The sequence below is a fragment of the Streptomyces hygroscopicus subsp. hygroscopicus genome, from assembly GCF_030269125.1.
GTDB classification, from domain to species: domain Bacteria; phylum Actinomycetota; class Actinomycetes; order Streptomycetales; family Streptomycetaceae; genus Streptomyces; species Streptomyces hygroscopicus_C.
Genome location: NZ_BSSM01000020.1, coordinates 16,829 through 40,750 on the forward strand (window position 1 = coordinate 16,829; position 23,922 = coordinate 40,750).

The window sequence follows — 23,922 nt, forward strand, 5'->3', positions numbered from 1 at the left end:
CGCCTCACAACGGCAGCCTGCGGAACAGCGCCCGCGGCAGGTGCCTCAGCACGGCCGCCACCAGCCGCAGCGCTCCCGGCACCCACACCGTCTCCGAGCCCCGGCGCAGGCCCAGTTCGATCGCGGTGGCGACCTCCTGAGGGGTCGTGGCGAACGGTTCGCGGGCCCGCCCCGCCGTCATCCGCGTGCGCACGAACCCGGGTCGTACGACCATCACCCGCACGCCCGTGCCGTACAGCGCGTCCCCGAGGCCCTGGGCGAAGGTGTCCAGGCCCGCCTTGCTGGAGCCGTAGATGAAGTCGGCGCGGCGGGCGCGTTCGCCGGCGGTGGCGGAGAGGACGACGAGCGAGCCGTGGCCCTGGCTCTGGAGCGCGCTCGCGGCGACGAGGCCCGCGGAGACCGCCCCGGTGTAGTTGGTCTGGGCGACCCGCACGGCGCGCAGCGGTTCGCGCTCGTCGTGGGCCTGGTCGCCGAGGAGGCCGAAGGCGAGCAGCACCAGGTCGACGGCGTCCTCGGCGAAGACCTTGCCGAGCCCGGTCTCGTGGGAGGCGGGGTCGAGGGCGTCGAAGGCGACCGTGCGGGTGTCCGCGCCGAGCGCGCGCAGACCCTCGGCGGCCTGTTCCAGGGCGGGGGAGGGGCGGCCGGCCAGCCAGACGGTGCGGGCGCCGCGGGCGATCAGCCGGCGGGCGGTGGCGAGCCCGATCTCCGAGGTGCCGCCGAGGACGAGCAGGGACTGGGGCAGGGCGGGGGCGTCCTTCACAGGCATGCCCGTGACCGTATCGTCAGCCTGTGCGCCCCTCGCCCCTGATCGTCACCTTGGCGGGCCGAAGATCACCCGAAGGTGGGACGGTCGACTCCGCCGCCCCGCGCGTGGTCGCGGGTACCCGGACATGGGACGTCGCGCAGAGGGCAGGAAACGGATCATGGACTGGCTCAAGAGACTGCCCGTCATCGGGCCGCTGGTGATCTGGCTGACGGCCACGCACGCGTGGCGGGCGTACGAGCGGCTCGACCGCGTGAAGTGGTCCCGGCTGGCGGCGGCGATGACGTTCGTCAGCTTCGTGGCGCTGTTCCCGCTGCTCACCGTGGCCGCGGCCGTCACCGCCGCCACCCTGGGCCCGGCGCGGCAGAAGGCGGTCGAGCACAAGATCGCCGAGCAGTTCCCGGGCGTCATCTCCAGCCGGCTCGACCTCACCTCGCTGGTCGACAACGCCGGCACCGTCGGCGTGATCGCGGGCACCGTGCTGCTGTTCACCGGCGTCGGCTGGGTCGGCCAGGTGCGGTCCTGTCTGCGCGCGGTCTGGGAGCTGCCGGACCCCGAGCAGAACCCGTTGGTCGCCAAGGCCAAGGACGCCGTCATCCTGATCGGCTTCGGCGGCGCCCTGCTGGTCACCCTCGCCGCGTCCACGCTCGCCTCGGCCGCCGTCGGCAAGGTCTCCGGACAGCTGGGGCTCGCCCAGCACGGCTGGGGCACCGCGCTGCTGCAGGCCGCCGCCTTCGCCGTCGCCGTGCTCGCCGACTTCCTCGTGCTGCTCTACGTTCTGACCCTGCTGCCCGGGGTGGAGCCGCCGCGCCGCCGCCTGTTGCTCGCGGCCCTGCTCGGCGCGGTCGGCTTCGAACTGCTGAAGCTGCTGCTCAGCGGCTATATCCAGGGGGTCGCCGCGAAGAGCGTGTACGGCGCGTTCGGCGTCCCCGTGGCGCTGCTGCTGTGGATCAACTTCACCGCGAAACTCGTCCTGTTCTGCGCCGCCTGGACGGCCACGCCGAGCGGGACGGCGAAGGTCACGGCCGCGGCCGACGGCGCATCAGATCCGGCAGCGGCCACCGGCGGTTGACCAGGAAGGCCCCGCCCACCAGCAGCACGAGCAGCCCGCCCGCGACGGCGAGCGCGGTGCCGATCCCGCGGGAGCCGGTCGTGGCGGCCGCCACCGGCGTGGAACCGGCCTGACCGGCGGGGGCGGACGCCTTCGGGGAGCCGCTCGGCGCACTCGTCGCACCGGCGTTCCTCGGCGGCACCAGCTCGCCCACCGGCGTGACCTTGCCGGCCGCCTGGAAGCCCCAGTCGAACAGCTTCGCCGTCTCCTTGTAGACCTCGTTGTGCTCGCGCTTCCGCGGGTTCATCACGGTGACGAGCAGCACCCGGCCACCGCGCTCGGCGACCCCGGTGAAGGTGGCGCCCGCGTGGGTGGTGTTGCCGTTCTTCACGCCCGCGATGCCCTGGTAGACGGGCACATCGGTGTCGCCGCTGAGCAGCCGGTTGGTGTTGCGGATCGTCTCGCCGCCGAATTCGGCGCTCACGGTGGAGCAGTAGTCCCGGAAGTCCTTCTTCTGGAGCCCGGAGCGGGCGATGAGCGAGAGGTCGTACGCCGACGACACCTGGCCCGGCTCGTCGTAGCCGTCGGGGGAGACCACATGGGTGTCCAGGGCCTGCAACTCGTCGGCGTGGGCCTGCATGTCCCTGACGGTCTGCGGGACGCCCTCGTTCATCGCGGACAGTACGTGCACGGCGTCGTTGCCCGAGCGCAGGAACACCCCGAGCCACAGGTCGTGGACGCTGTAGGTGCGGCCCGCCTTTATGCCGACCACGCTGGAGCCGTCGCCCATGCCCGCGAGGTCCCGCGCGGCCACCTTGTGCTCCATCGTCCGCGGGAAGCGGGGCAGCAGGGTGTCCGCGAACAGCATCTTCATCGTGGAGGCCGGGGGCAGCCGCCAGTGCGCGTTGTGCGCGGCCAGCACCTCGCCCGACTCGGCGTCGGAGACGATCCAGGAGCGCGCGGTCAGGTCCTTCGGCAGCACCGGGACGCCGGGCGCGAGGTTCACCTGGGTGCCGGGCTGTCCGAGCCGGGCGCCGCCGAGGGCCGACATGCGGGCCGGGGGCGTGGCCGCCGGGGTCCCGTCGGCGGCGGGGACGGCGAGGGCGGCGGGCGCGGTGGCGGCGAGGGACAGCAGGGTCGCGGCGCTGACCAGGAGTGATCGCCGGGTGGTCTTCGTGGATGCGGGCACGACCGAGAACGTACCGGTACCGGACCGGCCGGTCCCGCCCCAGCCCCCGTGGCGAAAGCGGGCACCGGATACTGGAGGTATGAAACTCAGCCGCCCGGTCTCCTGGTTCCTGCTCGCCTTCGGGGTGTGGAGCTGGTTCATCTGGGTCACTTTCGTAAAGAACCTGGTCAAGGACGGCAGCGGTCTTGCCTTCCACGACGGCCATCCGACCGCCTACTTCTGGGTGCACCTGCTGCTGGCGATCGTCTCCTTCGTATTGGGGACGGTCATCGGGGTCATCGGGTTGCGCGGTCTGCGGGCCCTGCGCCGGGGGCCGTCGCCCATGTGACCGGAATCTCTTCCTTCACCTATGGAGGAGCCGTGAAGGCCCGACGGACGTCGAGCGGAGACAACGTCTTGGGCAAGTTCTTCCACAACCGGTCAGAAAGCCCTTCCCACACCGAAACACCTGTGATTAGGTGAGCCGCGTCACTTTAGGGGAGTGGCTTGATTTGTGCTGACCAGGGGTAGGACCCGGCAGGGGTCTGGGGAGGGCACCACCGTGCGATCGGTTCGCATGCGGATACTCGTGACGTTGCTCGTACTGGCGATCGTGGGTATCGGCGGCTGGCAACTGCTGCCTTCGCAGGAGAACAAGAACAGGACCATCACAGTCGGGACGACGGACGCGGTCACGTCGCTCGACCCGGCAGGGGCGTACGACGCGGGGTCATGGGCCCTGTTCAGCAACGTCTTCCAGACACTGATGACGTTCGAGCCGGACGGCGTCGAGCCGGTGCCGGACGCGGCGAAGAGCTGCGCCTTCGTCGGCAGCGACCTGAAGACGTACCGGTGCACCCTGCGTGACGGGATCACCTTCCCCAGCGGGCGGGCGATGACCGCCGAGGACGTGAAGTTCTCCTTCGACCGGGTCAAGCGGATCAACTCCGACGTCGGCCCGTCGTCGCTGCTCGCCCTGCTCGCCTCGGTGACCGCCGACGACGCGCGGACCGTCACCTTCCACCTGTCGGCGCCGGACGCCACCTTCCCGCTGAAGGTCGCCACCGGAGCGGGCGCGATCGTGGACCGGGACACCTACCCGGCGAACGCGCTGCGCAAGGACTCCTCGGTCGACGGCACCGGCCCGTACCGGCTCACCTCGTACACCAAGGACAAGCAGGCCCGCCTCGCGCCGAACCCGAGCTACAAGGGCTACCTCGGCGCCACCGGCCGCCCGATCGCGCTGCGGTACTACACCGACTCGGCGCAGCTCGACGCGGCGTGGAAGGCCAAGGACGTCGACGTGGCCTCGCGGACGCTGCCGCCTGCCGTGCTCTCCCGGATGAACCCGAGCGACCCGAACGAACGGGTCACCGAGTCCGACACGTCCGAGACCCGCAACCTGTACCTGAACACCCGCACCAGCTCCCCGCTGCACGACGTGCGGGTGCGGCAGGCGGTCGCCTGGCTGGTCAACCGGGAGGAGCTGGCGGCCACGGTCTACCAGGGCACGGTGGACCCGCTGTACTCCCTGATCCCGACCGGCATCACCGGCCACACCACGTCCTTCTTCGACACCTACCCGACGCAGAGCGCGAAGAAGGCGCGCGCCCTGCTCACCCAGGCCGGGGTGAGCCTGCCGGTCCGCTTCACCTTCGCCTACGGCAAGGGCCAGGGACCGGGCGAGCAGGAGGCCGCGGCGCTGAAGAAGCAGCTGGAGGCGGGCGGCCTGTTCAAGGTCGACGTCAAGGGGTACGAGTGGACGGACTTCCAGGAGCGGATGGCCGCGGGCAAGCTCGACGCCTGGGCCGTCGGCTGGGTCGCGGACTACCCCGACGCCGACACCTTCGGCCAGCCCCTCGTCGGCACCGGCTCCACCATGGCCACCGGTTACAGCAACAAGACCGTCGACCAGCTCATCCGCAGCAGCCAGCAGTACGCCGACCGCGGCCGCGCCGCCTCCGACTTCGAGCAGATCCAGTCCACCATCGCCACGGACGTCCCGCTGATCCCGCTCTGGCAGCGCAAGGAGTACACGGTCACCTCGGAGGACGTCGGCGGCGGCCAGTACCTGATGGACGGCACGGGCGTGTACCGCCTGTGGCGCCTGAGCTGGATCTGATCAGCCGTCCCGGTCCTGGTCCTGCCCTGCCCGGGTGATCTGCCCGACGTCGGGGGTGACCTTGGCACCGGGGGAGTCGGGGAGCGCGACGGACTGCCGGGGGCGTGGACGCGATGGTTCGCGTACTCGCTCCCGGCGTGGCACCGGTTCGGGCCGCAGGGCGGACCGACGGCCGGACGTCCTCTGCCCGTGCCTTCACCCGGAAGTGATCACTCGCGCCCGTCCCGTTCCCGCCCCGCGCCCGGTGCCGGCAGCAGCCTCGTCATCCCCGGCAGGAAGTCCGTGAACAGTTCGTGGACCTCCAGGACCAGGGGGCGCAGGACGCGGAAGCGGGAGAGGGTGACGCCGCGGGTGGTGAGGCGGGCGCCGCGGCGGGCCAGGCGGTAGCTGCGTTCACGGTTCTCGGTCCGGTCGAAGATCCAGTACATGATGAGGCCCATCTGGGACAGCCACATCAACTCCGGCAGCACGTCGCGGAGTTCCTCCGGGACCTTGGCCCTGGAGCCGGCCAGGACCTCCCGGTGCACCTGGATCGCCAGCTCGCGCGCGTGCTCGCTCTCCTGGGAGAAGGGGCTCAGCGGACTGTCCGGATCGGCCGCGTTCTTGAAGAACTGCACGGCGAACTCGTGGTACGGCCGGGCGATGTCCAGCCACGCGGTGAGCACCCCCGCGAGCCGCGCCTCCAGATCCGTCTGCCGCTCCAGGATCCCCCGCACCGCCTGCCGGTGCTCGGCCGCGATCCGGTCGTAGAACCCCTGGATCAGGTGTTCCTTGCCCTCGAAGTAGTAGTACGCGTTGCCGACGGAGACCCCGGCCTCCTGGGCGATCGCCCGCATGGTGGTCTTGTCGTACCCCCGCTCCCGGAACAGCCGCATGGCCGTCTCCAGGATCAGCGCACGGGTCTGCTCGGACTTGCTGCTGGGGGTACCGGCCGCCTCGGGACCGTCGTTCTTCACGGGCACGCCACAGAGCCTAACCAGTGCCGCGCGAGCGCTCGGCTCAGCCTCGGCGCCCCAGCTCGGGCCGCCGGGTGTAGTCGGTGAGACCGAGCACGTTGCCCCAGGGGTCGGCGATCTCCACCGTCCACCCGGTCGCCGTCTGGAACACCTCGTCCACCGGCCGGATGCCCGCGGCGACCAGCCGCCGCGCCGCCACCCGCGCGTCCGGCACCTCCAGCCAGACGCGCGGCGAGGGCCACGGCGGACTGCGGTGGCCCAGCGCCTCCTCCACCCGCAGCAGGATCCCGGGCGTCTCCGCCCCCGCCCTGAGCAGCGCGATCCCGGCCTCGTCGAACCGGAACCCCACCCCGAACCCGGCCCGCTCGTAGAACCCGACGGCCTCCGCGAGGTCCCCGACGGGGAGCAGTACGTTGTCGAACCCGAGCAGTTCGTACGACCCTTCGTCTGACATGTCGTCAGATTAGAGCGCCGTCCCCCGGGATTCCGTGATGACCGGGCCGTCGGTTCACATGCTGCTCAGCGAGCGGGCGTAGTTGACCTGACCCATGATCGCCGGGAACGTCTCCGGACCGTGGGCCGGGATCATCGTCTGGTGGTGCCGGCCCGCACTGGTCACGGTGACCTGGATGTAGCCCGTGGTCTTCCTCTCCTTCATCAGCAGGAAGAGCAGCCCGAGCAGGCAGAAGAGGAAGAACACGATCGCGAGCACGATCGCGTGCGTCGGTATCTTCTCCTCGGTGTGCGACATGTCCGTCGCGTTCCATATCGCCCCGCGCAGCGGCAACTGCCCGGCGGGGGTGATGATCTGGTCGCCCATCACCGTGATGTCGCCGATGGCGAGGACGGGGGCGCCGCCCGCCGGCATCGGCGCACCCGACATGGGCGCCGCCGGCTGCTGCGGAAAACCGTAACCCTGCGCGGGCGCGCCCGGGGCGGGGTATCCGTACCCGGGCGGCGGCGTGTCGGACGGCACGGGCGGATGACCGGGGCCCCAGTCGCCGGCGCCGCTCTGGTACGGGTTCTGCTCGGTCACGCTGGTGCCCCCGGTGTGTGGTGAATACGTGGATAGAGACGAAGGGCCGTTCCCCCGAACGGAGGAACGGCCCTCGTATTGTGCCAGGCGACGCGTCAGTAGCGGCGGGTGATCAGAGCCCGCTTGACTTCCTGGATCGCCTTCGTGACCTCGATGCCACGCGGGCACGCGTCGGTGCAGTTGAAGGTCGTACGGCAGCGCCACACGCCGTCGCGGTCGTTCAGCACCTCCAGACGCTGCTCCCCGGCCTCGTCACGCGAGTCGAAGATGAAGCGGTGGGCGTTGACGATCGCGGCAGGGCCGAAGTACTGGCCGTCGTTCCAGAACACCGGGCAGGACGACGTGCACGCGGCGCACAGGATGCACTTGGTGGTGTCGTCGAAGCGGGCCCGGTCCTCCACGGACTGGAGGCGCTCACGCGTGGGCTCGTTCGTCTCCTTGGTGATCAGGAACGGCATCACGTCCCGGTACGCCTGGAAGAACGGCTCCATGTCCACGACCAGGTCCTTGAGGACCGTCAGGCCCTTGATGGCCTCGATCGTGATCGGCTTCTCGGGGTTGATGTCCTTGATCAGGGTCTTGCAGGCAAGGCGGTTCTTGCCGTTGATCCGCATCGCGTCCGAGCCGCAGATGCCGTGCGCGCACGAGCGGCGGAAGGTGAGGGTGCCGTCGATGTCCCACTTGATCTTGTGGAGGCCGTCGAGGACACGCTCCTTCGGGTCGATCTCCAGCTGGAAGTCTTCCCAGACGGCCTCCGCCGAGACCTCCGGGTTGAACCGGCGGATCCGGAAGGTGACCGTGATGTAGGGGGAGTCGGCGAATCCGGGCTCGGGCCGGCCCGCCGCGTCCGCCTTGTCCAGAACAGGGGTAGCCATCAGTACTTACGCTCCATCGGCTGGTAGCGGGTCTGGACGACCGGCTTGTAGTCGAGACGGATGGACTCGGTGCCGTCGTCGCCCACCTCGCGGTACGCCATGGTGTGGCGCATGAAGTTGACGTCGTCGCGGTTCGGGTAGTCCTCGCGGTAGTGACCGCCGCGGGACTCCTTGCGGGCCAGCGCCGACGTGGCCATGACCTCGGCCAGGTCGAGCAGGTTGCCCAGCTCGATGGCCTCGAGCAGGTCCGTGTTGAACCGCTTGCCCTTGTCCTGGATCGACACGTTCTTGTAGCGCTCGCGCAGCTCGGCGATCTTCTCGACCGCCGTCTTGATCGTCTGCTCGGTGCGGAACACCATGACGTTGGCGTCCATGGTCTCCTGCAGCTCGCGGCGCAGGGTGGCCACCCGCTCGTTGCCGGTGGAGTCGCGCAGCCGCTCGATCTGCTCGACGACGAAGGACTCCGGGTTCTCCGGCAGCTCGACGAAGTCGGCCTTGTGGGCGTACTCGGCGGCGGCGATGCCCGCGCGACGGCCGAAGACGTTGATGTCCAGCAGCGAGTTGGTGCCCAGGCGGTTGGCGCCGTGCACCGACACGCAGGCGACCTCGCCGGCCGCGTACAGACCCGGCACGACGGTGGTGTTGTCCGCCAGGACCTCACCCTCGACGTTGGTCGGGATGCCGCCCATCGCGTAGTGCGCGGTCGGCTGGATCGGGATCGGGTCCGTGTACGGCTCGATACCGAGGTAGGTGCGCGCGAACTCGGTGATGTCCGGGAGCTTGGCGTCCAGCTGCTCCGGCGGCAGGTGGGTGAGGTCCAGGTACACGTGGTCGCCCTCGGGACCGCAGCCGCGGCCCTCGCGGATCTCCGTGTAGATGGAGCGGGACACGACGTCACGGGACGCCAGGTCCTTCATGACGGGAGCGTACTTCTCCATGAAGCGCTCGCCGTCCTTGTTGCGCAGGATGCCGCCCTCACCGCGGGCGCCCTCGGTGAGCAGGATGCCCATGCGCCAGATGCCGGTCGGGTGGAACTGGAAGAACTCCATGTCCTCCAGCGGCAGACCGCGGCGGTAGCACGCGGCCTGGCCGTCACCGGTCAGGGTGTGCGCGTTGGAGGTCACCCGGAAGAACTTGCCGGTGCCGCCGGACGCGTAGATGACCGACTTCGCCTGGAAGATGTGGATCTCGCCGGTCGCCAGCTCGTAGGCGACGACACCGGCCGACTTCTTGACGCCGTCGACCTCGGTGATCAGCTGGTCCAGGACGTAGAACTCGTTGAAGAACTCCACGCCCTCCTTGACGCAGTTCTGGTACAGCGTCTGGAGGATCATGTGGCCGGTGCGGTCGGCCGCGTAGCAGGCACGGCGCACCGGGGCCTCGCCGTGGTTGCGGGAGTGACCGCCGAAGCGGCGCTGGTCGATCTCACCCTTGGGCGTCCGGTTGAACGGCAGGCCCATCTTCTCCAGGTCGAGGACCGCGTCGATGGCCTCCTTCGCCAGGATCTCGGCGGCGTCCTGGTCGACCAGGTAGTCGCCGCCCTTGATCGTGTCGAAGGTGTGCCACTCCCAGTTGTCCTCCTCCACGTTGGCGAGCGCGGCGGCCATACCGCCCTGCGCGGCGCCCGTGTGGGAGCGGGTGGGGTAGAGCTTGGTCAGCACCGCGGTGCGGCTGCGCTTCGTCGCCTCGATGGCGGCACGCATGCCCGCGCCACCGGCGCCGACGATGACGGTGTCGTACTTGTGGATCTTCATGATTCTCGCAGCCCCGTGCCTAGCGGATGTTCGGGTCGAAGGTGAAGATCACCAGCGTGCCCAGCAGGATGGTCCACACCGTGGCGGTGTACAGCAGGGCCTTCAGCCACATGCGGGACGCAGGCCGCTCGGCGTAGTCGTTGATGACCGTGCGCAGGCCGTTGGCGCCGTGCAGCATCGCGAGCCACAGCATGGCCAGGTCCCAGACCTGCCACCAGGGGGACGCCCAGCGGCCGGCGACGAAGGCGAAGCCGACCTTGGAGACGCCGCCGTCCAGCACCAGCTGGATGACCAGGTGGCCGATGACGAGGACGACCAGCACGATGCCGGACAGGCGCATGAACAGCCACGCCGCCAGCTCGAAGTTGCCGCGGGTGGACTTCGGGGTCTTCTTGGTCCGCTTGCGCGGCGCCTCGATCAGCGGGGCCGGGTTGTCCACGTTGTAGACGGCGGCACCCTCGACGGGGCCGACCCCGGAGGCGGTGGTCTCAGTGGTAGACATCGGCGTCAGCTCCCGAACAGAACACGAGCGGCGTGGCCGAGCACGGGGTAGATCGCGCCGAGCATGAGCACGACCCAGACACCCATCACGGTCCAGAACATCTGCTTCTGGTAGCGCGGGCCCTTCGACCAGAAGTCGACGGCGATGACGCGCAGACCGTTGAGCGCGTGGAAGAGGATTGCGGCGACGAGGCCGTACTCCAGCAGCGCGACGATCGGCGTCTTGTACGTGGCCACGACCTTGTCGTAGGCCTCGGGGGAGACACGCACGAGAGCGGTGTCCAGCACGTGAACGAACAGGAAGAAGAAGATGAGGACGCCGGTGACTCGGTGAGCCACCCAGGACCACATTCCTTCCCGGCCGCGGTACAGCGTTCCAGCCGGCACGGAAGAACCCTCCGGGAGCGGGGACTAGGGCCGCGCCGGCTTCACTGTCGGTCGGGCCCGGCCGGGTACGGTCCACCGGCCCCCAGCATGGTATCCGTGTGACGCCGCGACGCTTACGGGGGGCCTACCGGTGTGATCAAACTGGCACGCGGTTGGGCTAGCCGGGGCGGCTGCCGGGGTGGTCCGTCCCGTTATCTGCCGGGCGCGGACGCGTTCGCGCCGCTCGCGCCCCGCGGCGGAACCGCAGATGGAGAGGGCCCCGCGCCCCTGAGGTAGGCGCTCAGCCGCCCCTTGGCGAGGTGCCGGAGTTCCTCTGCCGCTATGAGCCGCTCTTCCTCCGGATCGTTCGTCAATCGTGACCGGATGCGTTCGAGAGTGCGGTCGAGTGACTCCGCCGGTGGGATGTCACCCAGATAGATGACGAACACATGTCCGAACCGCGCCTCGCAGGCCGCGTGCGCCGCGTCCAGGGCCATGTGCGCGGCGGAGTACGTGTCCTCGGGCAGCTCCGGCAGGGACTCGTGGGACAGGGCCTCCGAGAGGTCCGCCGGGGACAGGTCGTACGCCGCCTCGTCGGCCGCGGCCAGGAGGGCGTCCAGGTCGGGGTAGGGGCGGTGGGCCGCGACGCGGTGGGACCAGCGCGGGCTGTGCAGGCAGCGCAGCAGGAGGGTCCGGGCCTCGGTGGCACAGGCCGCGTTGAAGGCGTCGAGGGGCCGGGGCAGGTGCGGCAGGCGGTGGGCGGGCAGCGTGGGTCCTCGCGTCACGGATGGTGTGTGGCAGGGGAATGCTGTGAAAGGTGTGTCTTCAGGTTATCGAGAGTGGTAACTCTGTGTCCGCGCGATGCCTGAAATTCACCTGGACGGGAGAGTTTGCGAATGCTCGGGTGATCGTTCGAGTGGCGAGGGGCCTTACGTTGGCGGAGTGAGCCAGCACAGGCGCCGGGCGACGGCGCAACAGGTGAAGCGGAAGCGGACGGCGGTGGCGGCCGCGGTGGTCGGGACCGTCGCGCTCGGTACGGGTGTCGGGGTGTGGGCCGCGTCCGGCGGTGGCGGCGGACAGGGTCCCGCCGGGCAAGCGACCGTCGCGGAGACGAGCCCGTCGCCCACCCGGTCGTATCCGATGTCCCGGGCGCCGCAGACGATCCCGGCGGTGCGCTCGCACACCCCGGCGCGCGGTCCCGGCTGGCGGCCGCGGCACGGCGACCGCGTGGTGATCGCCGACCCGGCGCTCGCGGACGAGGGCCGGCTGATCGCCGGCGAGCTGGGGATGAGCTACGCCGGCCGGGTGAACGACACCAAGGCGGGCGACGTACGGCTGTCCCTGGGCGGGAGCGGCAACCAGGAGTCGTACACCATGACCGTCCGCGGCGGCCGCGTCGACATCAGCGGGCCGGGCCAGGCGGGCGTCTTCTACGGCACCCGCACCCTGAAGCAGGAGGTCCACGGCGGCGGTACGGCGCCGGAGGGCGTCGTGCGCGACGAGCCGGCCAAGCCGGTGCGCGGCCTCATGCTGGACATCGCGCGCAAGCCGTACTCCGAGTCCTGGATAGAGGACCGGATACGGGAGCTGGGGGACCTGAAGTACAACGAGCTGGGGCTGCACTTCTCCGACGACCAGGCCTTCCGGATCGAGTCCGGCACCCACCCGGAGATCGTCTCCCCGGACCATCTCACCAAGGCGCAGGTCAGGCGGATCGTGGAGCTGGCCGCCAGCCGGCACATCACCGTCGTACCCGAACTCGACTCGCCGGGGCACCTGGGCGCGGTGCTCGCCGCCCACCCCGATCTCCGGCTGCGCAACGCGAACGGCGTGGTGACCAGGGGGGCGATCGACATCTCCAAGCCCGCCGCCGCCCGGCTCGTCGACGATCTGCTGAACGAGTACGCGGGCCTGTTCACCGGCGACCAGTGGCACCTGGGCGGCGACGAGTACCAGGCGCTGATGGCGAGGAGTCCCGAGACCGCCTATCCGCAGCTGGCCGCGGCCGCCCGGCAGAAGTTCGGCGCGAGCGGCGACGTCGCCGACCTCGCCACCGGCTGGCTCAACGACCGCGCCGCCACCGTCCGCGCCCACGGCAGGACGCTGCGGGCCTGGAACGACGGCTTCTACCGCAGCGCCACCGCCGTGCGGCCGGCGGGCGACCTCCAGGTCGCCTACTGGACCGGCAAGGAGATCGGCGCCCGGCCGCCGGAGGACTACCTCGCTGCCGGCCGCAAGCTGATCAACTACAACGACGAGTTCCTCTACTACGTCCTCGGCCAGCCGCAGACCTTCGTCTATCCGACGGGACAGCGGATCTACGAGCAGTGGACCCCGCGGGTGGTGCGCGGCACCACCGCCGTCCCGGCGCGGTACGACAGCCAGATCCTCGGCGGGACTTTCGCGGTGTGGGGCGACCTCCCGGAGGCCCAGACACCGGACCAGGTCGCGGCCGGCATCCGGATGCCGCTGCGGGCCACCGTCCAGAAACTCTGGGACCCGGGCACACCGGCGCTCTCCTGGGCGGACTTCACGTCCCTGGCGAACCGGCTGGGCTGAGGGGCCGGTGACGCCGGGGGCCGGAGAAACCGGGTGAATCCCGTGGACGCGGAGTGATCGTCGGTCGTATCTTCCGGTGTTCACATGTCCGGCGGGCCGTCGCCGTGCGCCGCCCGCCGGGCACCGTCCTGACCACGGGGGAATCCCACTCATGACCGCGCCCACGCCCGTCCCGCCCCAGCCGGCTCCGCCCCCGGCGCTTCCGCTCGGCGCCCGGCTGCGCTCGCCCGCCGGGCTCGGCCTGGCCACGGCCGTCCTGCTCGGACTGGTCGTCGGGGCCGACCTGTTCGCCTGCCTCGCGGACCAGATGGAGGCGAACGTCGCCCAGGACCTCCTCGACCGCGGCGTCGACGAGCACCTGGTCCGCCGGGCCGGCCGCGCCGACGCGCTCCACGACGCGGCCGCCGTCACGCAGGGTGCCACCCTGGTGGCCACGATGGTCGTCTATCTGTGCTGGCTGTGGCGGGCACGGCTGAACGCCGAGGTGTTCGAGCCGTACGGACACCGCATGAAGCGCGGCTGGGTCATCGCCGGCTGGTTCGTGCCGCTCGTGAACCTGTGGTTCCCGCGCCGGGTCGTCCTGGACGTCTGGACGGCCAGCGTCCCCCCGGGCGCGCGCGTGCGGACGACCGCGGTCAACGCCTGGTGGACCCTGTGGGTCGTCGGCCTCCTCGTCGGCCGGGCCGCCTCCCGGCAGTACGACGCCGCCCACTCCCCGGACGAGATCGGTGACGCCGCCCGGCTGATGCTGTTCTCCGACGCTCTCGACGCCGCGGCCGCGGTCCTCGCCGTCCTGGTCGTCGTGCACCTGACCCGGATGCAGCGGCACCGGCTCGGCGCCTATCTCGGCACCGCGCCCACCTTTGGCTGAAACTCGATGCCTGTGACACTTCCGTCCGGTTGCACGCAGTAAGGGGAAGTGCGGGCTCCGTATCGGTCGGCGCCCAGACCAGGGAGGCTTCATGAGCCTTGAGGAACGGATCGCGCGGGCCGACGAGCGAGGACTGGCCGCCAGCGGGTTGGCCTGTTTGGATCGGTGCCTGCCGCTGCTCGACGGTGACGAGGAGCTGCTGCGCCCGCTGTGGGGGAGCCTCGCCGCCGGGGCGGACTGGGGCGGCCCTCTGGAGGAGGCGCGGAGCGCGCTCGGAGCCGGCGACGGCGAGCACGAGGAGGCGGCGCGGCTCGTCCGCCGCATGCTGGACACGGTCCCGGCCGAGCGCACCGCCGAGGCCGTACGGCCCTGGGCCGAGTCCTGTTCGGCAGCCTCCCTGCGCGTCCACCGCCTGCTCGACCCCGCCGCCGAGGGGGAGCCGGACGACGCGGGGGCACCCTCCCCGCTCGTCGCCGCCGAGCTGCGCCGCCAGCTCACCGTCCTCGAACTCCTCGAAGGCCATGGCAAGCACGGTCTGCGCCGCGCCCTCGACGTGTCGGGCGAGGGACGCCGGGTGCTGCGCGCGGTGGTCTCACGCAGGGCTCGGGGGGTGTCGGAGACCGGGGCGTGACGGCCGTACCGAGGCGTGGTGCCCCCCGGGGCGCGCCGGTCGTACCGGACTCCCGGAGCGCGTCGGCCGTACCCGGCAGGTCGTGTCGGTCGTGTCGGACGGCGTGTGACGGCACCGGCGCGGGCGGACCCCGGGAGTGCGCGCGTCCTGTGCCGGTCGTGCGGTGGCGGTGGGGCGGTCCTGCGACGGTTGGCGAAACGCTTCCGCGACGGGTGACGAAACGCCCGCCCCGCTCGCTCTTCCCTATGTGAGCGCCCATGTGACAGCCGCAGTGCCGGCCGAAGCGACCGACCGCCCGACCCACCGCGTGACCGACCGCGCGGCGGACACCGAGCCGTTCCGGCGGCCCGCCCCCGAGGGGGCCGCCCCACAGGAGACCAGGCCCCACGCCGCCACCAAGCCGGTGCGCTGGGCGGCGGACGCGGTCGCGACCATGCGCGAGGGCGCCCGGGTGCGGCTCGACTACTCGGCACAGAGCCTGTGGCGCGTGGACCGCGTGATCGAGGAGATACGGCGCGAAGGCGCGCCGATCGAGGCGGTCGACAGCGTGCTGCGCGGCTTCGGCGCCTACGCCGGCGAGGTCGTCGTGCGCCGCACCGGTGCCGAGTGGTGGACGACCGGCGGCGAGCACTGGGTGCGCACGCCCGACGGCCGGCTCTGGGACCCCATCGAGGAGGCCCGGCGCTGCTTCGCCGGCCACGGCTCGCTGCGCCTGCTGTGCCGGGACGCGACCGCGGACGCCTGACGGGCCGTCCACCGCGGTCCGGTGCCTGTCCTTGCGCTGTGACACTTCCGTGCGGGCGGACGCTGATGACCATGGAGGCGAAAGACACGGCCGGAGCGTGTCGCACCGTGCGGGACGCGCCATGCGGTGGCCATGAACTCGGCACGACGGGGACGGTCTTGGGCCAGGGAGGAGAACCCCGCAGCCGATGGCCGCGGGACGGGGAACTCGGCGCGGCCGTCGCGCGGGCCCAGGACGGCGACGAGGGCGCCTTCGCGGTGGCCTACCGGATCGTGCAGCCCGGCCTCCTCGGCTATCTGCGCGCACTGGTCGGCGAGGACGCGGAGGACGTGGCCGCCGACGCGTGGCTGGAGATCGCCCGGGACCTCGGCCGGTTCACCGGTGACGGCGCGGGCTTTCGCGGCTGGACCGCGACCATCGCCCGCCACCGCGCCCTGGATCATCTGCGCCGCCGCCGCACCCGGCCCCGTACCACCGTGCTCGACCAGGACGTGCTGGACCGCGCGGCCCCGCACAGCACCCACGACCAGGCGCTGGAGTCGCTGTCCACCGCGCGCGCCCTGGAGTTGGTGCGCGCGTTGCCCCGGGACCAGGCGGAGGCGGTGCTGCTGCGGGTGGTCGTCGGTCTCGACGGCCCCGCCGCCGCCCGCGTCCTCGGCAAACGCCCCGGCGCGGTCCGCACCGCCGCCTACCGCGGTCTGAGACGCCTCGGCCGCACCCTGGCCCCGGAGCCGGGTGTGACGGATGCGGGCCCCGGCACGCTGGGGGAGTCGAAGTGAACGGCGCGGGGGACGAGGACGGAATCGGACATGGCTGAACGCAACGGCGGCGACGGACCGCCCGGCCACCGGCACGGCACCCTCGACGTCGAGGCGCGCCTCGGCGCGGCCCTGCGCGCGTACCACCCCGACCCCGAGGCGGAGCACCGCGCCGTCGCCGCCTTCCGCACCGCCCGCACCCCCGGCGCCCGCCCGCCGCGGACCCGCCCCCGCGACGACTGGCGCCCGGCCTCCCCCCGCCGCTCCCTGCGCACCGCCCTGTCCCTGGCACTCGCCTCCCTCGCCCTGGGCGGTGTCGCCACGGCGGCGATCGGCGTGTCCGGAAGCCGGGAGGCCGAGCAGGGGGTGCGTCGGCCGCACCCCTCCACGACGGCGACGCCGCCGGTGCCCGTCGCCCCGTCGTCCGCCGTCCCGCCGTCCACCGCGACGCCGCCCCCGCCCGCCGAGTCCGGACCCCCCGCCGCTCACCCGGTCACCGTCCACGGCACCCGGGCCCGCTGCCAGGCCTTCGGGAAGACCGCCCCCCGGGGCCACGCCCTGGACGCCACGGCCTGGCAGCAGCTCGTCGCGGAGGCGGGCGGCCAGGAGGAGGTCGCGGCCTACTGCGCGGCCCGGAACGCGGACAGGCCGGGCGAAACCGGCGCGGGTCCGACCCGGGGCGATCGTAAGAAGTGAGGTAAGAGGTTCCCCGGCGGGAGGACGCCCTCAGGCCGGTGCGACCCGCGGCGAGGCCGCGGACCGGTGGCGAGCCGCCCCGGCCGGTCCCCACCAAGGGCAACGGCCGGGGCCGCCACCCCCCACAGGAGAGGCCCCGACCGTCGCTCTGAGGGCCGCTCGGCGACCCGTACTTCCTACAGCGCCGCGGGTGCGTTTTCTGTCACACCCCGGCCGCGCTCAGTTCCCACCCGCGCTCACCCTGCGCACACCCGCACCCGGTCACGAGTTAGTTGCATCTTCTACGGACATGGACGGGGCAAGGTTTCACGCCGTAACGTGCCATTCGCGCCGACCAGGAGACAGGCGTAAAGGGAGTGCGGTGCTGGGGGACGACGCGGAGCTGACCGCCGCGGTGCGCGCGGCACAGGACGGAGACGAGAGCGCGTTCCGTTCGGTGTACCGCGCGGTGCATCCACGGCTGCTCGGGTACGTGCGCACGCTCGTCGGCGATGCCGACGCCGAGGACGTGGCCTCCGAGGCATGGCTGCAGATCGCCCGCGACCTCGACCGGTTCAGCGGCGACGCCGACCGGTTCCGCGGCTGGGCGGCCCGGATCGCCCGCAACCGGGCCCTGGACCACATACGCATGCGCGGCCGCCGCCCGGCGATCGGCGGCGACGAGACCGAGCTGACCGGCCGCGCAGCCGACTCCGACACCGCCGGCGAGGCCATCGAGGCCCTCACCACCGGCAGCACCCTCTCCCTCATCGCCCGGCTCCCGCAGGACCAGGCCGAGGCGGTCGTGCTGCGCGTGGTCGTCGGACTGGACGCCAAGACCGCGGCCGAGACCCTCGGCAAACGCGCCGGCGCCGTCCGCACCGCCGCGCACCGCGGCCTGAAACGGCTCGCCGAACTGATCGGCGACGACCCCGAGACGGCGGGCGTGCTCGACGCGCTGCCGCCCCAGCGGGACCCCGAGCAGCCACCCCGGAGGACCTCCCGGCGAGAAGCCCAGCGGCGGCGCGAGCGAGCACCCCAGCAGGACCCCGAGCGAGAACCGCGCCGAGGCGCGGTGACGTCCGCCACTGTGACGCATACGGGCGCGCGGACGCAGAAGGACATGTGATGGCCGACGAGCAGGACAAGTGGCTCAACCGGGAGACGGCGGAACGCCTGCTGCGCGGTGAGCCCCTGGAAGCCGTCGACCCCTCCGCCCGTGACCAGGCGGAACGCCTGTCCCGGGCGCTCGGCGCGCTGTCCGCCGAGGCCGCCCCGGCCCCCTCCGAACTTCCCGGTGAACAGGCCGCCCTGGCCGCGTTCCGCAAGGCCCGGGAGGCCGCGGCGGACGAGCGCACGGCCGCCCTCGCCGCGGGAGGCACCGGCCGGCGCACGGGCGCGCGGGGACACGACGCGGGCGCGGTCCGCATCGGCGCCCCCGCCCGCACCGGCGCCCGCCGCCCCCGCTGGGGCCGTCCGGCGCGGCTCGCGCTCGCCGCGGTGGTGGCCGCCGGCACGCTCGGCGGGGTCGCCGTGGCCGCCGGCACCGGGGTGCTGCCCACGCCGTTCGACCTGAGGCGGCCCGGCCCCGCGGCCACCGCCACCGCGGACACCTCGGGCCGGCCGCCGGCCACGCCCGGTCCGCGGGCGTCCGGTGTCCCCGGCGGCGACGCGGACTCCGGTCGCCCCGACGGCGCCGACCGGGCCGACGGCGGCGGAACGGACGGCCGTCCGGGCACGAGCGCCCACCCCCGCACCGGCACCACCACGCCCGGCGGCCGCTGGACCGGCGCCGTCACCGCCTGCCGCGATCTGCGCTCCGGCGCCGGACTGAACGCCGACCGAAGACGCGCCCTGGAGCACCTCGCGGGCGGCTCGGCCCGGCTGAGCCAGTACTGCAGGCAAGTCCTGTCCGCGGGCGACCACGCCGTCGGCGACCCGGCCCAGGGCACGAGCCGCGACGGCGGCGGCCAGAGCCAGGAAACGGGCCAGGGCTCCGGTCACGGCGGGAGCGGCGACCGCGGCGGCAGCGGCGGCAGCGGCGCGGGCGACGACGAGGGCCACCCCGGCAACGGCCTCGGCGACAGCGGCGGCAGCGGCGGCGACGACCGCACCGGAAACGGCAGCGGCGCCGGAAACGGCGGCACCAGCGGCGGCGGGGAGCGCGTCCGGCACCGCGGCCCCGCCGTACCGGCACCCGCCCCGCGCGATCCCGGGCGGGGTCCGGGCGGTGGTTCCGGGCGTGGCCCGGGAAGCGGCTCCGGCGGCGGTCCCGGCCGCGGCCACGGCGGGTCCGCGTCCCCCGCGTCCCCCGCCTCCCCCCGGCCGACCCCCGCGCCCCTCCCGGCTCGCTGATCGATCTCGATCGCGGTCGCCCCCTCTGACCTGCCCTTTCGAGAAGTCGCCAAAGTTTTTCCGCGCAGGGTGTGACACTTCCGGACCCCGCGACGCAGTACTGAGTGAGCCGACTGGTCATCGGCCGCAGCACTGAGCCGGGGTTCCCCCCGTACCCGCGGCTCGTGCCCTGGCGCGGGCGGGACATGTTCCCCCGGTCCCGCCCGCGCCCCAAAGCCCCTCCACCGGAGGGCTCACCGGTGGACGACCACCTTGTCGCCCACCCGGACCTCCGCGAACATCGCGGCGATCGCCGCCTCGTCCCGTACGTTCACGCACCCGTGCGAACCCCCGGCGTAGCCGCGCGCCGCGAAGTCGTACGAGTAGTGCACCGCCTCGCCGCCGCTGAAGAACATCGCGTACGGCATCGGCGAGTCGTACAGGGTCGACACATGGTGCCGTGACTTCCAGTAGACGTGGAAGGTGCCCTCGCGGGTCGGGCTGTACCGCGTGCCGAAGCGCACCGCCACGGTGGACACGGTCCGCCCGTCGACCATCCAGCGCAGCGTCCGGCTGGTCTTGCTGACGCACAGCACCCGGCCGGTCAGACAGCGCGGATCGGGCGCGGCGGCGGGCTGGCCGCCCATCAGATACAGCTCCCACCTGCCCGGCGTACGCGTCATCGCCACCAGCCGCCGCCAGGTCACGGCGTCCGTCTCGCCGGTCACCGGCAGCCCGCGTCTGCCCTGGAAGCCCCGTACGGCCCGCTCGGTGAGATCGTCGTACGAACCGGTGGGTCCGTCGAACAGCCAGTCCAGCTGCCGCAGCCGCGCCTGGAGCCCCCGTACCCCCACCCCGCTGTCCCCGGGCCCCCACAGCACTCCCGGGCCCCCGGCGGACACCCGGCCCGGTCCCAGCGGCCGGCCGTCGGCGTCCAGCGGCCGCACGGTGCACCCGCAGAGCGCGGCGAGCGCGGCAAGAACTCCGAGCGCGGCGGCGCTCCTGACCCTCGTCCTCATCCCCGGATGCTTCCCCGCGTGACCCCGGCCGAACTACAGGGCATGGTGAGGAGGTACGGAACGTACCGCGGAGGCACCCATGGCACGTGAGTCGGAGTCCGGCCTGCCGATCGAGCCGGTCTACGGGCCGCAGGACCTGGCCGGCTGGGACCCGGCCGAGAAGCTCGGGGAACCGGGGGCGTACCCCTTCACCCGCGGGGTCTACCCGAGCATGTACACCGGCCGCCCCTGGACGATGCGCCAGTACGCCGGGTTCGGTACGGCGGCGGAGTCCAACGCCCGCTACCGGCAGCTGATCGCCCACGGCACGACCGGCCTGTCCGTCGCCTTCGACCTGCCCACCCAGATGGGCCACGACTCCGACGCGCCCCTCGCGCACGGAGAGGTCGGCAAGGTCGGAGTGGCGATCGACTCGATCGAGGACATGCGGGTGCTGTTCGACGGCATCCCGCTGGACCAGGTGTCCACGTCCATGACGATCAACGCCCCGGCCGCCCTCCTGCTGCTGCTGTACCAACTGGTGGCGGAGGAACAGGGCGTCCCGGCGGACAGGCTGACCGGCACCGTCCAGAACGACGTGCTCAAGGAGTACATCGCCCGCGGCACCTACATCTTCCCGCCCAAACCCTCGCTGAGGCTGACGGCGGACATCTTCCGGTACTGCACCGCCGAGATCCCCAAGTGGAACACCATCTCGATCTCCGGCTACCACATGGCCGAGGCGGGCGCGTCCCCCGTGCAGGAGATCGCCTTCACCCTCGCCGACGGCATCGAGTACGTCCGTACCGCGATCGCGGCCGGGATGGACGTGGACGACTTCGCGCCGCGCCTGTCCTTCTTCTTCGTCGCCCGTACGACGCTCCTGGAGGAGGTTGCCAAGTTCCGCGCCGCGCGCCGGATCTGGGCCCGGGTGATGCGGGAGGAGTTCGGGGCGCGCAACCCCAAGTCGCTGATGCTGCGCTTCCACACCCAGACCGCGGGGGTCCAGCTCACCGCGCAGCAGCCGCAGGTGAACCTGGTCCGGGTCGCCGTGCAGGCACTCGGCGCGGTCCTCGGCGGCACCCAGTCCCTGCACACCAACTCCTTCGACGAGGCGATCGCGCTGCCCACCGCCACGTCCGCGCGGCTCGCCCTGCGCACCCAGCAGGTGCTGGCGCACGAGACGGACGTGACCGCGACCGTCGACCCCTTCGCCGGTTCCTACGCGGTGGAGCGGATGACCGACGAGGTGGAGGCGGCGGCCGTCGGGCTGATGGACAAGGTGCGGGAGCTGGGCGGCGCGGAGGCCGCGATCGAGCAGGGCTTCCAGAAGGCCGAGATCGAGCGCAACGCCTACCGCATCGCCCAGGAGACCGACTCCGGGGAGCGGGTGGTCGTCGGCGTCAACCGCTTCCGGCTGGACGAGGAGGAGCCGTACGAGCCGCTGCGCGTGGATCCGGCCATCGAGGCCCGCCAGTGCGAGCGCCTCGCCGCCCTGCGCGCCACACGCGACCAGGGCGCGGTCGACTCCGCCCTGACCGCCCTGAAGAAGGCCGCCGGGGGCGAGGACAACGTCCTCTACCCCATGCGGGAGGCCCTGCGGGCGCGGGCCACGGTGGGCGAGGTGTGCGGGGCGCTGCGGGAGGTGTGGGGGAAGTATGTGCCGACTGACGCCTTTTGAGCGGGTGGCCGGAAGGCGCCGGCGGACCCCGGCCGCGGTGCCCTGTCACACCCCCGTGCGAGACTCCTCCCCATGTTCGGTGTCGTCCATCTCCCCACCTATCTCGCGGGCGTGGCCCTGATCGTGCTGCTGCCCGGTCCCAACTCCCTCTACGTGCTGTCCGTCGCCGCCCGCCGCGGGGTGCGGACCGGGTACACGGCGGCCGCCGGGGTGTTCTGCGGGGACACCGTGCTCATGGTCCTGTCCGCCGCCGGTGTCGCCTCGCTGCTCCAGGCCAACGCCGTGCTGTTCGGGATCGTGAAGTACGCCGGCGCCGGCTATCTGACGTGGCTGGCGATCGGCATGATGCGGTCCGCCCGGCAGATGTGGCGGACCCGGCGGGAGCGGGCGGCCGAGGAGACGGCGACCGCGGCGGTGGCCGCCGAGGAGCGCCCTTACCGCCGCGCCCTCGTCGTCAGCCTCTTCAACCCGAAGGCGATCCTGTTCTTCGTCGCCTTCTTCGTGCAGTTCGTGGACCCGGCCTACGCCTACCCGGCCCTCTCCTTCGCCGTCCTCGGCGCCTTCGCCCAGGCGGCCAGCGTGCTCTACCTCAGCGCGCTCATATTCGGCGGCACCCGCCTCGCCGCCGCCTTCCGCCGCCGCAAGCGCCTGTCCGCGACGGCCACTTCGGCGGCCGGCGCGCTCTTCCTCGGCTTCGCGGTGAAGCTGTCGCTGGCTTCGTAGCCTCGTCCGGGCGGGCCGGGAGGACGCCGGGGCCACCGGACTCGGGCGCGCGGCAGGGTCCGTCCTCGCCGGGACACGGGGGAGCGGTCGCGCCCCGAGCGGGTGCTCCCTCGGTACGACGGTCCGTGGAACCCCTGCGAGGGCCTGGGGCCGGGTGGCAAGGGGTCCACGGCGCCTGCCCGGGGGACCGCCTCAGAAGCCGACGCGCGGTGGACGGCTCGCCGGTTTCCCGCCCTTCAGCGCCCGTCTGAGCCGCGGCCCGAAGGGTTTCTCCACCAGGCGGTGGATCAGCCAGGCCAGCAGCAGCATGGCCAGGATCGTCGCCCCGAGGGTGACGCGCGGGGGCAGGCCGAGGGCGCGGTGCAGGACACGGATCACGAACCAGCCCAGGTGTTCGTGGACCAGGTAGAAGGGGTACGTGAGGGCGCCCGCGGTGGTCAGCCACCGCCAGGAGGCCCAGTGGGTCCAGTCGACGGCCACCGCGGCGACGGTGGCGAAGGCGAGGGCGACGATCAGGACGACCACGTAGGGGTCGCGGTGGAAGTCGGCGTGGGCGGCGGGGTGCCACAGGCCGCGCGTGGCCTCGCTCTGGCCGAGCAGCAGGGACACCGCGACGATGCCCCACAGCAGCAGGTCGCCGCCGAAGCGGTGGATCAGGTAGAGCGCCAGGCCGCCGATGAAGAAGGGCGCGTACTCGGGCATGAGGACCTGGTCGGTCAGCTCGTTGCCGGTGGTGCGGCAGACCACCAGCGCCAGCGTCCACACGGCGCAGAACAGCACCACCCGGCGGTAGGTGACGCCCCGCAGGACGACGATCAGGGCGAACAGCGCGTAGAAGCGGACCTCGGCCCACAGCGTCCAGCACACGCCGAGCACACGGGTCGCGCCCATCGGCTGCTGGAGCATCGTCAGGTTGACCAGGAACTCGTCCAGGCGGACCGGCTCGACGACCGCCGGGAGGATCAGGGACGCGCCGGTGACCAGCACCAGCGCGACCCAGTAGGCGGGGTAGAGGCGGGAGACCCGGGAGCGGAAGAAGTCGCCCAGGGTGCGGCCCCAGCTGCTCATGCAGATCACGAAGCCGCTGATGACGAAGAAGAACTGCACGCCCAGGTTGCCGTAGACGGACACCCGGGACAGGGTCGGGAAGATCTCGGACGGGCTCTGGTGCCAGGACTCGGAGACCGTGCCGCCGCGTCCGGTGTAGTGGTAGAGGCAGACCATCAGCGCGGCCACCAGCCGCAGCCCGTCCAGGGCGAGCAGCCGGCTGCGGCGTTCGGCGGGCGCGGGGGGCGCCGTCGCCTCGGCCGGGGGTATCGGGACGCCGTCGAGGGCGGAGGAGGAAGTGGTCATGG

25 protein-coding genes are annotated in these 23,922 nt (G+C 72.4%); 13 read left to right on the top strand and 12 right to left on the bottom strand.

The genetic code is table 11. The annotated features are described in order from the left end of the window. Positions 1-4 precede the first annotated feature (4 nt). The gene (gene dprE2, locus QSK45_RS32850; RefSeq protein ID WP_285562664.1) at positions 5-760 is read right to left on the bottom strand and encodes a decaprenylphospho-beta-D-erythro-pentofuranosid-2-ulose 2-reductase; all 756 of its coding nucleotides are present in this window, start codon (positions 758-760) and stop codon (positions 5-7) included. 163 nt (positions 761-923) lie between these two features. Here dprE2 and QSK45_RS32855 point away from each other — a divergent pair, with 163 nt between their 5' ends. Further along, positions 924-1,835 carry a YihY/virulence factor BrkB family protein gene (locus tag QSK45_RS32855; RefSeq protein WP_285562556.1) on the top strand — a complete coding sequence of 304 codons (912 nt, stop codon included), beginning with the start codon at positions 924-926 and terminating at the stop codon, positions 1,833-1,835. Here the strand turns inward: QSK45_RS32855 and QSK45_RS32860 are convergent. Continuing rightward, positions 1,783-3,003 (bottom strand): D-alanyl-D-alanine carboxypeptidase family protein, encoded by a 1,221-nt coding sequence (locus QSK45_RS32860; RefSeq protein WP_285562557.1) that lies wholly within the window; start codon positions 3,001-3,003, stop codon positions 1,783-1,785. The genes QSK45_RS32855 and QSK45_RS32860 overlap by 53 nt on opposite strands. 79 nt (positions 3,004-3,082) lie before the next feature. Between QSK45_RS32860 and QSK45_RS32865 the strand changes: the two genes are divergently transcribed. Continuing rightward, entirely contained in the window at positions 3,083-3,331 is a 249-nt protein-coding gene (locus QSK45_RS32865) for an SCO4848 family membrane protein (protein ID WP_285562558.1), read from the top strand. 228 nt (positions 3,332-3,559) lie between these two features. Further along, positions 3,560-5,104 carry an ABC transporter substrate-binding protein gene (locus tag QSK45_RS32870; RefSeq protein ID WP_285562559.1) on the top strand — a complete coding sequence of 515 codons (1,545 nt, stop codon included), beginning with the start codon at positions 3,560-3,562 and terminating at the stop codon, positions 5,102-5,104. A 209-nt stretch (positions 5,105-5,313) separates the two neighbouring features. Here QSK45_RS32870 and QSK45_RS32875 read toward each other — a convergent pair whose 3' ends face one another. From QSK45_RS32875 to QSK45_RS32910, 8 genes are all read right to left on the bottom strand, one after another. Beyond that, positions 5,314-6,066: a TetR/AcrR family transcriptional regulator gene (locus QSK45_RS32875; protein ID WP_285562560.1), complete on the bottom strand. Its 753-nt coding sequence runs from the start codon at positions 6,064-6,066 to the stop codon at positions 5,314-5,316. A 37-nt stretch (positions 6,067-6,103) separates the two neighbouring features. Next, entirely contained in the window at positions 6,104-6,514 is a 411-nt protein-coding gene (locus QSK45_RS32880; RefSeq protein ID WP_285562561.1) for a VOC family protein, read from the bottom strand. A gap of 54 nt (positions 6,515-6,568) precedes the next feature. After that, the gene (locus QSK45_RS32885; protein WP_285562562.1) at positions 6,569-7,096 is read right to left on the bottom strand and encodes a hypothetical protein; all 528 of its coding nucleotides are present in this window, start codon (positions 7,094-7,096) and stop codon (positions 6,569-6,571) included. Positions 7,097-7,191: 95 nt separating this feature from the next. Next, positions 7,192-7,971, bottom strand: a complete 780-nt coding sequence (locus QSK45_RS32890) for a succinate dehydrogenase iron-sulfur subunit (RefSeq protein ID WP_285562563.1) — start codon at positions 7,969-7,971, stop codon at positions 7,192-7,194. Beyond that, the gene (gene sdhA / locus QSK45_RS32895; protein ID WP_285562564.1) at positions 7,971-9,725 is read right to left on the bottom strand and encodes a succinate dehydrogenase flavoprotein subunit; all 1,755 of its coding nucleotides are present in this window, start codon (positions 9,723-9,725) and stop codon (positions 7,971-7,973) included. Before sdhA ends, QSK45_RS32890 begins: the two co-directional genes overlap by 1 nt. 19 nt (positions 9,726-9,744) lie before the next feature. Beyond that, complete coding sequence (locus QSK45_RS32900) at positions 9,745-10,227, bottom strand: succinate dehydrogenase hydrophobic membrane anchor subunit (protein ID WP_180329749.1); 483 nt, start codon at positions 10,225-10,227, stop codon at positions 9,745-9,747. 5 nt (positions 10,228-10,232) lie between these two features. Further along, positions 10,233-10,613 (bottom strand): succinate dehydrogenase, cytochrome b556 subunit, encoded by a 381-nt coding sequence (sdhC, locus tag QSK45_RS32905; protein ID WP_078967379.1) that lies wholly within the window; start codon positions 10,611-10,613, stop codon positions 10,233-10,235. 191 nt (positions 10,614-10,804) lie between these two features. Then, positions 10,805-11,377 carry a 2-oxo-4-hydroxy-4-carboxy-5-ureidoimidazoline decarboxylase gene (locus tag QSK45_RS32910; RefSeq protein WP_285562565.1) on the bottom strand — a complete coding sequence of 191 codons (573 nt, stop codon included), beginning with the start codon at positions 11,375-11,377 and terminating at the stop codon, positions 10,805-10,807. A gap of 157 nt (positions 11,378-11,534) precedes the next feature. Between QSK45_RS32910 and QSK45_RS32915 the strand changes: the two genes are divergently transcribed. The 8 genes from QSK45_RS32915 to QSK45_RS32950 all read left to right on the top strand — a co-directional run bounded on the left by QSK45_RS32915 (position 11,535) and on the right by QSK45_RS32950 (position 19,186). Continuing rightward, positions 11,535-13,151 carry a beta-N-acetylhexosaminidase gene (locus QSK45_RS32915; RefSeq protein ID WP_285562566.1) on the top strand — a complete coding sequence of 539 codons (1,617 nt, stop codon included), beginning with the start codon at positions 11,535-11,537 and terminating at the stop codon, positions 13,149-13,151. 151 nt (positions 13,152-13,302) lie between these two features. Beyond that, complete coding sequence (locus tag QSK45_RS32920) at positions 13,303-14,022, top strand: DUF4328 domain-containing protein (protein WP_285562567.1); 720 nt, start codon at positions 13,303-13,305, stop codon at positions 14,020-14,022. Between the two features lie 91 nt (positions 14,023-14,113). Further along, positions 14,114-14,653: a hypothetical protein gene (locus QSK45_RS32925; RefSeq protein WP_285562568.1), complete on the top strand. Its 540-nt coding sequence runs from the start codon at positions 14,114-14,116 to the stop codon at positions 14,651-14,653. A gap of 403 nt (positions 14,654-15,056) precedes the next feature. Next, a complete protein-coding gene (locus QSK45_RS32930; RefSeq protein WP_285562665.1) occupies positions 15,057-15,398 on the top strand; it encodes a hypothetical protein in 342 nt (113 codons plus the stop codon). A gap of 158 nt (positions 15,399-15,556) precedes the next feature. After that, positions 15,557-16,177: an RNA polymerase sigma factor gene (locus QSK45_RS32935; protein WP_285562569.1), complete on the top strand. Its 621-nt coding sequence runs from the start codon at positions 15,557-15,559 to the stop codon at positions 16,175-16,177. A gap of 30 nt (positions 16,178-16,207) precedes the next feature. After that, a complete protein-coding gene (locus QSK45_RS32940; protein WP_285562570.1) occupies positions 16,208-16,852 on the top strand; it encodes a hypothetical protein in 645 nt (214 codons plus the stop codon). Positions 16,853-17,213: 361 nt separating this feature from the next. Continuing rightward, positions 17,214-17,960 (top strand): RNA polymerase sigma factor, encoded by a 747-nt coding sequence (locus QSK45_RS32945; protein WP_285562571.1) that lies wholly within the window; start codon positions 17,214-17,216, stop codon positions 17,958-17,960. After that, entirely contained in the window at positions 17,960-19,186 is a 1,227-nt protein-coding gene (locus QSK45_RS32950; protein WP_285562572.1) for a hypothetical protein, read from the top strand. The genes QSK45_RS32945 and QSK45_RS32950 overlap by 1 nt, the downstream gene beginning before the upstream one ends. 233 nt (positions 19,187-19,419) lie before the next feature. Here the strand turns inward: QSK45_RS32950 and QSK45_RS32955 are convergent, their stop codons facing one another. Next, positions 19,420-20,184, bottom strand: coding sequence for a L,D-transpeptidase family protein (locus QSK45_RS32955; RefSeq protein WP_285562573.1), 765 nt, complete (start codon positions 20,182-20,184; stop codon positions 19,420-19,422). 79 nt (positions 20,185-20,263) lie between these two features. On the opposite strand from QSK45_RS32955, the gene QSK45_RS32960 reads away from it, so the two are divergent. Further along, the gene (locus tag QSK45_RS32960; protein ID WP_285562574.1) at positions 20,264-21,844 is read left to right on the top strand and encodes an acyl-CoA mutase large subunit family protein; all 1,581 of its coding nucleotides are present in this window, start codon (positions 20,264-20,266) and stop codon (positions 21,842-21,844) included. A gap of 72 nt (positions 21,845-21,916) precedes the next feature. After that, complete coding sequence (gene leuE / locus QSK45_RS32965) at positions 21,917-22,567, top strand: leucine efflux protein LeuE (RefSeq protein ID WP_285562575.1); 651 nt, start codon at positions 21,917-21,919, stop codon at positions 22,565-22,567. A 192-nt stretch (positions 22,568-22,759) separates the two neighbouring features. Here the strand turns inward: leuE and QSK45_RS32970 are convergent, their stop codons facing one another. After that, positions 22,760-23,920 carry an acyltransferase family protein gene (locus tag QSK45_RS32970; protein WP_285562576.1) on the bottom strand — a complete coding sequence of 387 codons (1,161 nt, stop codon included), beginning with the start codon at positions 23,918-23,920 and terminating at the stop codon, positions 22,760-22,762. Between the last annotated feature and the right edge of the window lie 2 nt (positions 23,921-23,922).